Origin of the sequence: Streptomyces sp. NPDC058401, assembly GCF_042722885.1 — a bacterium.
In the GTDB taxonomy this organism is placed as follows: Bacteria; Actinomycetota; Actinomycetes; order Streptomycetales; family Streptomycetaceae; genus Streptomyces.
On sequence record NZ_JBHXKA010000196.1, the window covers coordinates 1 to 10,932 of the forward strand.

Here is a 10,932-nt window from a genome sequence, read left to right on the forward strand (position 1 = left end):
CCTCCTTTCTCCGCCCCCCCGGGGCGGCCCCGCCCCTTACCCCCGGGGCCCCCCGGGGCCCCCCCCCCCCGCAAGGGTCCGGGCAGCGCCCGGGGAACGGGCGAAGGGCGGGTAGGGGACTTCGCCCCGCAGGGCTACGCCGCTACGGCTGCGCGGATCTCGTCCGCGAAGGCCCGCGCCGAGGCGCGGAGCGCAGCCGCGTCCGGCCCGTGCTTCAGGACGCCCCGCGACACGTTCGGGACGACGTTGCGGACGGCCGCGCCGAACACCGCCGGGAGGTCGGCCGCGGTAGCGCCCTGCGCCCCGATGCCGGGGGCCAGCAGCGGCCCGTTGATGTCGAGGTCGAAGGAGGACAGGTCCCCGAGGGTCGCCCCGACGACGGCTCCGAAGGAGCCCATCGGGGAGGCGTCCGCGTTCTCCGCCGCCAGGTGCGCCAGCATCGTCGCACCGATCGTGAGGCCGTCCGCCCGGACCGCCCGCTGGACCTCCGCCCCCTCCGGGTTGGAGGTGAGGGCCAGGACGAACAGCCCGGCCCCGGAGGCCCGCGCCAGCTCGACCGCGGGCTTCAGCGAGCCGTAGCCGAGGTACGGGGAGACCGTCAAGGCGTCGGAGAACAGCGGCGAGGAGGGCGAGAGGAAGGTCTCCGCGTACGCGGCCATCGTCGAGCCGATGTCACCCCGCTTGGCGTCCATGACGACCAGCGTGCCCGCCGCACGGGCGTCGGCCACGGTCTGCTCCAGGACCGCGATCCCGCGCGAGCCGAACCGCTCGAAGAAGGCCGCCTGCGGCTTGAAGACCGCGACCGAGTCGGCGAGCGCCTCGACCACCGTGCGGGAGAACTTCTCCAGGCCCGCGATGTCGTCGTTCAGGCCCCAGGAGGCCAGCAGCGCCGCGTGCGGGTCGATGCCGACGCAGAGCGGCCCGCGGGTGTCCATGGCCTCGCGCAGCCGCGTACCGAAGGGGATCACAGGAGTCGCAGGGGTCACAGGGCGGCCTTTCGGGTTTCCGAGCCCACCGCTTCGGCGAGCGTCTCGTACGGGCTGGCGGCCAGGCGCGCGGCCAGGCCCTTGTGGATGGCGCGGGCGTAGCAGGGGCCCTCGTAGATGAAGGCGCTGTAGCCCTGGACCAGGCTCGCGCCGGCCAGGATCCGCTGCCAGGCGTCCTCGGCGTCCTCGATGCCGCCGACGCCGACCAGGACCAGCCGGTCGCCGACGCGGGCGTACAGCCGGCGCAGGACCTCCAGCGAGCGCTCCTTGACGGGGGCGCCGGACAGGCCGCCGGTCTCCTTGACCAGCGAGGGGTCGGACTTCAGGCCGAGGCTCTCGCGGGCGATGGTGGTGTTCGTCGCGATGATGCCGTCCAGGCCCAGCTCCAGGGCCAGGTCGGCGACCGCGTCCACGTCCTCGTCCGCGAGGTCCGGGGCGATCTTGACGAGGAGCGGGACCCGCCGGTCGGTCACCACGCGGTCGGCCGCCTCGCGCACGGCGCTCAGCAGCGGGCGCAGGGATTCCGTGGCCTGGAGGTTGCGCAGGCCCGGGGTGTTCGGGGAGGAGACGTTGACGACGAGGTAGTCGGCGTGCCGGGCGAGGCGCTCGGTGGAGGCGACGTAGTCGGCGACGGCCTCCTCCTCGGGGACGACCTTCGTCTTGCCGATGTTGACGCCGACGACCGTCTTGAAGACCGGGACGCGGGCCGCGAGGCGGTCCGCGACGGCCGCCGAGCCCTCGTTGTTGAAGCCCATGCGGTTGATCAGCGCGCGGTCGGGGACCAGCCGGAACAGCCGCTTCTTCGGGTTGCCGGGCTGGGCCTCGGCGGTGACGGTGCCGATCTCGATGTGGTCGAAGCCGAGCATCGACATCCCGTCGATGGCGACGGCGTTCTTGTCGAAGCCGGCCGCGAGCCCGAAGGGGCCGTGCATCCGCAGTCCGAGGGCCTCGGTGCGCAGGGACGCGTACCGGGGTGCCAGGTAGGCGGCGACGAAGGTGCGCAGCACCGGCGTGCGGGCCGCGAGGCGGATCCAGCGGAAGGCCGTGTAGTGGGCCTGCTCCGGGTCCATCCGCTTGAAGACGAGGTTGAAGAACAGTTTGTACATCGTCCGAAATATCCCTTTGGTACTCATGAAAGGGGGGACACCGGTCGCTGTCGCCGGTGCCCCCCTTTCGTACGGGCTACTAGTCGCGGGCCGCCGTCAGCCGCTCCGCGTGCTCCTGGAGCGAGCGGACGCCCACGTCGCCGCGGTTGAGCGCGTCGATGCCCTGGACGGCCGCGGCGAGCGCCTGGACCGTGGTGAGGCACGGGACGCCGCGCGCCACGGCGGCGGTACGGATCTCGTAGCCGTCGAGGCGGCCACCGGTGCCGTACGGGGTGTTGACGATCAGGTCGACCTGGCCGTCGTGGATGAGCTGGACGATGGTCTTCTCGCCGTCCGGGCCCTCGCCCTCGCTGAGCTTGCGCACGACGGTGGCGTTGATGCCGTTGCGGCGCAGGACCTCGGCGGTGCCGGAGGTGGCCATCAGCTCGAAGCCGTGGGCGACGAGCTCGCGCGCCGGGAAGATCATCGTGCGCTTGTCGCGGTTGGCGACGGAGATGAAGGCGCGGCCCTTGGTGGGCAGCGGGCCGTAGGCCCCGGCCTGCGACTTGGCGTATGCCGTGCCGAAGACGGAGTCGATGCCCATGACCTCGCCGGTGGAGCGCATCTCCGGGCCCAGCACGGTGTCGACGCCGCGGCCGTGGATGTCGCGGAAGCGCGACCACGGCATGACGGCCTCCTTGACGGAGATCGGCGCGTCGAGCGGCAGGGTGCCGCCGTCGCCGTTCTTCGGGAGCATGCCCTCTTCGCGGAGCTCGGCGATGGTGGTGCCGAGCGAGATGCGGGCGGCGGCCTTCGCGAGCGGTACGGCGGTCGCCTTCGAGGTGAAGGGGACGGTCCGGGAGGCGCGCGGGTTGGCCTCCAGGACGTAGAGGATGTCACCCGCCATCGCGAACTGGATGTTGATCAGGCCGCGGACGCCGACGCCCTTGGCGATGGCCTCGGTGGAGGCGCGCAGGCGCTTGATGTCGTAGCCGCCGAGGGTGATCGGGGGCAGGGCGCAGGCCGAGTCGCCGGAGTGGATGCCGGCTTCCTCGATGTGCTCCATGACGCCGCCGAGGTAGAGCTCGGTGCCGTCGTAGAGCGCGTCGACGTCGATCTCGATCGCGTCGTCGAGGAACCGGTCGACCAGCACGGGGCGGGTCGGCGAGATCTCGGTGGACTCGGCGATGTACGAGGACAGTCGCTCTTCGTCGTAGACGATCTCCATGCCGCGGCCGCCGAGCACGTACGAGGGGCGTACGAGGACGGGGTAGCCGATCTCGTCGGCGATGGCCTTGGCGCCCTTGAAGGTGGTGGCGGTGCCGTGCTTGGGGGCGGGCAGGCCGGCCTCGGCGAGGACCTGGCCGAAGGCGCCGCGGTCCTCGGCGGCGTGGATGGCCTCCGGCGGGGTGCCGACGATCGGGACGCCGTTGTCCTTGAGGGCCTGCGCGAGGCCCAGCGGGGTCTGGCCGCCGAGCTGCACGATGACACCGGCGATGGGGCCGGCCAGCGACTCGGCGTGGACGATCTCCAGCACGTCTTCGAGCGTCAGCGGCTCGAAGTACAGGCGGTCGGAGGTGTCGTAGTCGGTGGAGACGGTCTCCGGGTTGCAGTTGACCATCACGGTCTCGTAGCCGGCGTCGCTGAGGGCGAAGGAGGCGTGGACGCAGGAGTAGTCGAACTCGATGCCCTGGCCGATGCGGTTCGGGCCGGAGCCCAGGATGATGACCGCGGGCTTCTCGCGCGGGGCGACCTCGGACTCCTCGTCGTACGAGGAGTAGAAGTACGGGGTCTTCGCGGCGAACTCGGCGGCGCAGGTGTCGACCGTCTTGTAGACCGGACGGACGCCGAGCGCGTGGCGGACCTCGCGGACCACGTCCTCGCGCAGGCCGCGGATCTCGGCGATCTGGAAGTCGGAGAAGCCGTGGCGCTTGGCCTCCGCGAGCAGCTCGGGGTGGAGCTTGTCGGCGGCGGCCAGCTCGTCCGCGATCTCCTTGATGAGGAAGAGCTGGTCGACGAACCAGGGGTCGATCTTCGTGTACTCGAAGACCTCTTCCTGGGTGGCGCCGGCGCGGATGGCCTGCATGACGGTGTTGATGCGGCCGTCGGTCGGGCGGACCGCGGTGGCGAGGAGCTCTTCCTTGTCGCCGGTGGGGCCGACGAAGGTGAACTGAGAGCCCTTCTTCTCCAGCGAGCGCAGGGCCTTCTGCAGGGCCTCGGTGAAGTTGCGGCCGATGGCCATGGCCTCGCCCACCGACTTCATGGTGGTGGTGAGGGTGGCGTCGGCCAGCGGGAACTTCTCGAAGGCGAAGCGCGGGGCCTTGACGACGACGTAGTCGAGGGACGGCTCGAAGGAGGCCGGCGTCTTCTCGGTGATGTCGTTGGGGACCTCGTCGAGCGTGTAGCCGATGGCCAGCTTGGCGGCGATCTTGGCGATCGGGAAGCCGGTGGCCTTCGACGCGAGCGCCGAGGAGCGCGAGACGCGCGGGTTCATCTCGATGACGATGATGCGGCCGTCGACCGGGTCGATCGCGAACTGGATGTTGCAGCCGCCGGTGTCGACGCCGACCTCGCGGATGATCGCGATGCCGATGTCGCGCAGCCGCTGGTACTCGCGGTCGGTGAGCGTCATCGACGGGGCGACGGTGATGGAGTCGCCGGTGTGGACGCCCATCGGGTCGAAGTTCTCGATGGAGCAGACGACGACGACGTTGTCCTTGGTGTCGCGCATCAGCTCCAGCTCGTACTCCTTCCAGCCGAGGATGGACTCCTCCAGGAGCACCTCGGTGGTCGGGGAGAGCATGAGGCCCTGGCCGGCGATGCGGCGCAGCTCTTCCTCGTCGTGGGCGAAGCCGGAGCCGGCGCCGCCCATGGTGAAGGAGGGGCGCACGACGACGGGGTAGCCGCCGAGGGTGTCGACGCCCTGGATGATGTCGTCCATCGTGTGGCAGATGACCGAGCGGGCGGACTCGCCGTAGCCGATCTTGGCCTTGACGGCTTCGACGACGCCCTTGAAGAGCTCGCGGTCCTCGCCCTTGTTGATCGCCTCGACGTTGGCGCCGATGAGCTCGACGCCGTACTTCTCCAGTACGCCCTGCTCGTGCATGGAGATGGCGGTGTTCAGCGCGGTCTGGCCGCCGAGGGTCGGGAGCAGCGCGTCGGGGCGCTCCTTCGCGATGATCTTCTCGACGAACTCGGGGGTGATCGGCTCGACGTACGTGGCGTCGGCGATCTCCGGGTCGGTCATGATCGTGGCGGGGTTGGAGTTCACCAGGATCACCCGCAGGCCCTCGGCCTTGAGGATGCGGCAGGCCTGGGTCCCGGAGTAGTCGAACTCGGCGGCCTGGCCGATGACGATCGGGCCGGAGCCGATGACCAGGACGGACTGGATATCGGTGCGCTTAGGCACGCTCGGCCTCCATCAGATTTACGAAGCGGTCGAAGAGGTACGCGGCGTCGTGCGGGCCGGCGGCCGCCTCGGGGTGGTACTGGACGGAGAAGGCCGGCTGGTCGAGCAGCTGGAGGCCTTCCACGACGTTGTCGTTCAGGCAGACGTGGGAGACCTCGGCGCGGCCGTAGGCGGTGTCCGAGACCTTGTCGAGGGGCGCGTCCACGGCGAAGCCGTGGTTGTGCGCGGTGATCTCGACCTTGCCGGTGGTGCGGTCCTGGACCGGCTGGTTGATGCCGCGGTGGCCGTACTTCAGCTTGTAGGTGCCGAAGCCGAGCGCGCGGCCCAGGATCTGGTTGCCGAAGCAGATGCCGAAGAGCGGGGTCTTGCGGGCGAGGACGCCCTGCATGACGGAGACCGCGTGGTCGGCGGTGGCCGGGTCGCCCGGGCCGTTGGAGAAGAACACGCCGTCGGGGGCGACCGCGTACACGTCCTCCACGGTGGCGGTGGCGGGGAGCACGTGCACCTCGATGCCGCGCTCGGCCATCCGGTGCGGGGTCATGCCCTTGATGCCGAGGTCCACGGCGGCGACGGTGAACTTCTTGGTCCCGATCGCGGGGACGACGTACGTCTCCTTGGTGGCGACCTCGGCGGAGAGGTCGGCGCCCTTCATCTGCGGGGCGGCCTTGACCTTGGCCAGCAGCGCCTCGTCGCGGACGCCCTCCCAGGCCTCGCCCGAGAAGATGCCGACGCGCATGGCGCCGCGCTCGCGCAGGTGCCGGGTGAGGGCGCGGGTGTCGATGCCGGAGATCCCGACGACGCCCTGCTTGACGAGCTCCTCGTCCAGCGAGCGCACGGAGCGCCAGTTGGAGGGGACACGGGCGGGATCGCGTACGACGTACCCGGCGACCCAGATGCGGGAGGACTCGGGGTCCTCGTCGTTGACACCGGTGTTGCCCACGTGCGGGGCGGTCATCACGACGACCTGCCGGTGGTACGACGGGTCGGTGAGGGTTTCCTGGTAGCCGGTCATGCCGGTGGAGAACACGGCCTCGCCGAAGGTCTCCCCCACAGCGCCGTAGGCGCGGCCGCGGAAGATCCGACCGTCCTCCAGGACGAGTACGGCGGGAGCTTTGGCTGCTCCCCTGGTGGAGGTCGTCATCGTTCGGCGCCTTCCGTCGTGGTGATTGAGTGGTTCATGTCGTTGATCGCTTCGACCCAGGCGGCGTGTTCCGCCGCACGGTCGGAGCGGAATCCGGAGTCGATCAGCCTGTCGCCGTGCGCCCATGTGACGACGAGGAGACCGCCCTCGGTGAGTACCTTGCCCGCGATTCCCTTGTCGAGGCGGGCGCCGCGCAGCTGCGCGGCCGGTACGAAGAAGTCGGTGGCACCCGGACGGACCACGTCCAGGCCCGCGTCGGTGAGCGTGAGCTCGACCCGGCTGCGGACGCCCAGTCCGTGGGCCACGATCCGGTCGAGCCACTGCCCGGCGGTGGTGGACCCGTGGTAGCGGCCGGTCAGTGCCAGCCGGTGCTCGGGGAGACCGCCGGGGGCGGCGGGCAGCTCCGGCAGATCGCTCTGCAGGGTGCCGCGCCATTTCCAGCCCTGCCGCATCAGCCAGTACACGAAGGCGATGAAGACGAGCAGACCGACCACCCACGCGATGCGGGCGCCCCAGTCCGTCACCTCCGCCGACTTCCGCGTCGCCTCGGCGGCCAGTTGGATTACTGCAGGTGTCACGCCAGCGTCCCGTCCACGACCGTTGCCCGGCCCCGCAGGAAGGTGTGAGTGACGCGCCCCGGCAGCTCGCGGCCCTCGTAGGGCGTGTTGCGGCTGCGGGAGGCGAAGTGTGCGGGGTCCACGACACCACGGTACGAGGTATCGACCAAGGTCAGGTTCGCGGGTTCACCTGCCGAGACGGGGCGTCCGTGGTTCGGAAGGCTGCCGATGCGGGCCGGGGCGAAGGACATGCGCTCGGCGACGCCCGCCCAGTCGAGCAGTCCGGTCTCCACCATCGTCTGCTGGACGACGGAGAGCGCGGTCTCCAGGCCCACCATGCCCATGGCGGCGGCGGCCCACTCGCAGTCCTTGTCCTCGTGCGGGTGCGGGGCGTGGTCGGTGGCGACGATGTCGATCGTGCCGTCGGCCAGCGCCTCGCGCAGGGCCAGGACGTCGGCCTCGGTGCGCAGCGGCGGGTTGACCTTGTAGACCGGGTTGTACGAGCGCACGAGCTCGTCGGTGAGGAGCAGGTGGTGCGGGGTGACCTCGGCGGTGACGTCGATGCCGCGGGACTTGGCCCAGCGGATGATCTCGACGGAGCCTGCGGTGGAGAGGTGGCAGATGTGGACGCGGGAGCCGACGTGCTCGGCGAGCAGCACGTCGCGGGCGATCACCGACTCCTCGGCGACGGCCGGCCAGCCGCCGAGGCCGAGCTCGGCGGAGACGATGCCCTCGTTCATCTGGGCGCCCTCGGTGAGGCGGGGCTCCTGGGCGTGCTGGGCGACGACTCCGCCGAAGGCCTTCACGTACTCCAGGGCGCGGCGCATGATGACCGCGTCGTCCACGCACTTGCCGTCGTCGGAGAAGACGGTGACGCGGGCGGCGGACTCGTGCATGGCGCCCAGCTCGGAGAGCTGCTTGCCCTCCAGGCCGACGGTGACGGCGCCGATGGGCTGGACGTCGCAGTAGCCGGACTCCTTGCCCAGGCGCCACACCTGCTCGACGACGCCGGCGGTGTCGGCGACGGGGAAGGTGTTGGCCATGGCGAAGACGGCGGTGTAGCCGCCGGAGGCGGCGGCGCGGGTGCCGGTGAGGACGGTCTCGGAGTCCTCGCGGCCGGGCTCGCGCAGGTGGGTGTGGAGGTCGACGAGGCCGGGGAGGAGGACCTGGCCCGCGGCCTCGATGACGACTCCGTCGCCGGCGTCGAGGTCCGTGCCCACGGCGGCGATGGTCTCGCCGTCGATCAGGACGTCCTGGACGTCGCCACCGAGTACCTTCGCGCCACGGATAAGGATCTTGCTCATCTTTACTTGCTCTCCTCGGTGCGGGGCGTGCTGGTGGTGGTGACGGCGGGCTCGGAGCCGCCGAGCAGCAGGTACAGGACGGCCATGCGGATCGAGACCCCGTTGGTGACCTGCTCGATGACCGTGCAGCGGTCGGAGTCGGCGACCTCGGCGGTGATCTCCATGCCGCGGACCATCGGGCCGGGGTGCATCACGATGGCGTGCTCGGGCATCCGCGCCATGCGGGCGCCGTCCAGGCCGTAGCGGCGGGAGTACTCGCGCTCGGTCGGGAAGAAGGCGGCGTTCATCCGCTCGCGCTGCACCCTCAGCATCATCACGGCGTCGGACTTCGGCAGCACCTCGTCCAGGCTGTACGAGATCTCGCACGGCCAGGCCTCGACGCCGACCGGCACCAGGGTGGGCGGGGCCACCAGGGTGACCTGGGCGCCGAGGGTGTGCAGCAGGTGGACGTTGGAGCGGGCGACCCGGCTGTGCAGGACGTCGCCGACGATGGTGATCCGGCGGCCGTTCAGGTCCTTGCCGAGCCCGGTGTCCCGGCCGACCAGGCGGCGGCGCATGGTGAAGGCGTCGAGCAGGGCCTGGGTGGGGTGCTCGTGGGTGCCGTCGCCGGCGTTGATCACCGGGGCGTCGATCCAGCCGGAGGTGGCGAGGCGGTAGGGGGCGCCGGAGGCGTGGTGGCGGATGACGACCGCGTCCACGCCCATGGCCTCCAGGGTCTGGGCGGTGTCCTTGAGGGACTCGCCCTTGGAGACGCTGGAGCCCTTGGCCGCGAAGTTGATGACATCGGCGGAGAGGCGCTTCTCGGCGGCCTCGAAGGAGATCCGGGTGCGGGTCGAGTCCTCGAAGAAGAGGTTGCAGATCGTGCGGCCGCGCAGGGTGGGCAGCTTCTTGATCGGCCGGTCCGCGACGCGGGCCATCTCCTCGGCGGTGTCGAGGATCAGGACGGCGTCGTCGCGCGTGAGATCGGCGGCCGAGATGAGGTGGCGCTTCATCCGGGTGCTCCGTAAGTCGTTGAGTTCAAGGCCGTGTTGAGGTCAAAGCCGTGGGGAGGGCATGCGGGCAGGCCAGGCTCCGGCGCGGACCCGGGGGTCCGGCCGTGGGCGCGGGACTACTGCCCGGCTGCCCGGGCGGTCCGCTGGCCGAGCAGTACGGCGTCTCGGCCGTCCTCCTCCTGGACCTGGACCTGGACGTTCTCCCGCAGCGACGTGGGGAGGTTCTTGCCGACGTAGTCGGCGCGGATCGGCAGTTCGCGGTGGCCGCGATCGACGAGGACCGCGAGCTGCACGGCGCGGGGGCGGCCGAGGTCGCCGAGGGCGTCGAGGGCGGCGCGGATGGTGCGGCCGGAGAAGAGAACGTCGTCGACGAGGACGACCAGGCGGCCGTCGATGTCGTCGCCGGGAATCTCGGTGCGGCCGATCGCCCGGGCCGGCTTCATCCGCAGATCGTCGCGGTACATGGTGATGTCGAGGGAGCCGACCGGGATCTTCACACCGGTGATCTCTTCGAGCTTGGCGGCCAGCCGGCGGGCGAGGAACACGCCGCGGGTGGGAATGCCGAGGAGCACCACATCGTCGGCGCCCTTGGCGCGTTCGACGATTTCGTGGGCGATGCGGGTCAGAACACGGGCGATGTCCTGCGCTTCGAGAACGGGGCGCATGACATCTGCATCGATGCCCTGGGAGTTTCGGTCGTGCTGGGTGTCCATGAAAAGGACCTCCTTCTCCGCCTCACGGGACGGACCTTAAAGGACGTCGGATCTACGTGTTCCACGGTACCAGGGGTATTCCCGCGACCGGGCATCGGGGCAGACCAGGACCCCTCTTACGTGGGCGTCACAGACCATTCGGCTTGACGCATCCAAGTAACGCTGCGTAACCTCACAGTGAGTTACCAGCCGCGCGGCGGAGCCGCACGTGGTCATGTCGTCACAGCGTCCGGGAGCGTTATGTCCAGCGAATACGCCAAACAGCTCGGGGCCAAGCTCCGCGCCATCCGCACCCAGCAGGGCCTTTCCCTCCACGGTGTCGAGGAGAAGTCCCAGGGCCGGTGGAAGGCCGTGGTGGTCGGTTCTTACGAGCGCGGCGACCGCGCCGTGACCGTCCAGCGTCTCGCCGAGCTGGCGGACTTCTACGGGGTGCCGGTGCAGGAACTGCTGCCGGGTACGACCCCCGGCGGAGCGGCCGAGCCGCCGCCGAAGCTGCGCCTGGACCTGGAGCGCCTCGCCCACGTCCCCGCCGAGAAGGCCGGCCCGCTGCAGCGTTACGCGGCGACCATCCAGAGCCAGCGCGGCGACTACAACGGCAAGGTGCTCTCGATCCGCCAGGACGACCTGCGCACCCTCGCCGTCATCTACGACCAGTCGCCCTCGGTCCTGACCGAGCAGCTCATCAGCTGGGGCGTTCTGGACGCGGATGCGCGTCGCGCGGTGGCGCACGAGGACATCTACTCCC

At 70.6% G+C, this 10,932-nt stretch carries 9 protein-coding genes; 1 reads left to right on the plus strand and 8 read right to left on the minus strand.

What is annotated here, in order from left to right; all coding sequences use genetic code 11:
• Nucleotides 1-134 precede the first annotated feature (134 nt).
• From pyrF to pyrR, 8 genes are all read right to left on the minus strand, one after another.
• Nucleotides 135-986 carry an orotidine-5'-phosphate decarboxylase gene (pyrF, locus tag ACFWNV_RS37345; RefSeq protein WP_383956022.1) on the minus strand — a complete coding sequence of 284 codons (852 nt, stop codon included), beginning with the start codon at nucleotides 984-986 and terminating at the stop codon, nucleotides 135-137.
• Nucleotides 983-2,092: a quinone-dependent dihydroorotate dehydrogenase gene (locus tag ACFWNV_RS37350; protein WP_383956025.1), complete on the minus strand. Its 1,110-nt coding sequence runs from the start codon at nucleotides 2,090-2,092 to the stop codon at nucleotides 983-985. The genes pyrF and ACFWNV_RS37350 overlap by 4 nt, the downstream gene beginning before the upstream one ends.
• A 79-nt stretch (nucleotides 2,093-2,171) precedes the next feature.
• Nucleotides 2,172-5,480 (minus strand): carbamoyl-phosphate synthase large subunit, encoded by a 3,309-nt coding sequence (gene carB, locus ACFWNV_RS37355; RefSeq protein ID WP_383956028.1) that lies wholly within the window; start codon nucleotides 5,478-5,480, stop codon nucleotides 2,172-2,174.
• A complete protein-coding gene (gene carA / locus ACFWNV_RS37360) occupies nucleotides 5,473-6,621 on the minus strand; it encodes a glutamine-hydrolyzing carbamoyl-phosphate synthase small subunit (protein ID WP_383956031.1) in 1,149 nt (382 codons plus the stop codon). Before carA ends, carB begins: the two co-directional genes overlap by 8 nt.
• A complete protein-coding gene (locus tag ACFWNV_RS37365; RefSeq protein ID WP_383956034.1) occupies nucleotides 6,618-7,199 on the minus strand; it encodes a hypothetical protein in 582 nt (193 codons plus the stop codon). Before ACFWNV_RS37365 ends, carA begins: the two co-directional genes overlap by 4 nt.
• Complete coding sequence (locus ACFWNV_RS37370; protein ID WP_383956036.1) at nucleotides 7,196-8,482, minus strand: dihydroorotase; 1,287 nt, start codon at nucleotides 8,480-8,482, stop codon at nucleotides 7,196-7,198. Before ACFWNV_RS37370 ends, ACFWNV_RS37365 begins: the two co-directional genes overlap by 4 nt.
• A 2-nt stretch (nucleotides 8,483-8,484) precedes the next feature.
• Nucleotides 8,485-9,474 (minus strand): aspartate carbamoyltransferase catalytic subunit, encoded by a 990-nt coding sequence (locus ACFWNV_RS37375; RefSeq protein ID WP_383956039.1) that lies wholly within the window; start codon nucleotides 9,472-9,474, stop codon nucleotides 8,485-8,487.
• 116 nt (nucleotides 9,475-9,590) lie between these two features.
• Nucleotides 9,591-10,187, minus strand: coding sequence for a bifunctional pyr operon transcriptional regulator/uracil phosphoribosyltransferase PyrR (gene pyrR, locus ACFWNV_RS37380; protein WP_383956041.1), 597 nt, complete (start codon nucleotides 10,185-10,187; stop codon nucleotides 9,591-9,593).
• 240 nt (nucleotides 10,188-10,427) lie between these two features.
• Here pyrR and ACFWNV_RS37385 point away from each other — a divergent pair.
• Nucleotides 10,428-10,932, plus strand: a 505-nt coding sequence (locus ACFWNV_RS37385) for a transcriptional regulator (RefSeq protein ID WP_383956044.1), incomplete at its 3' end; no start/stop codon positions are given.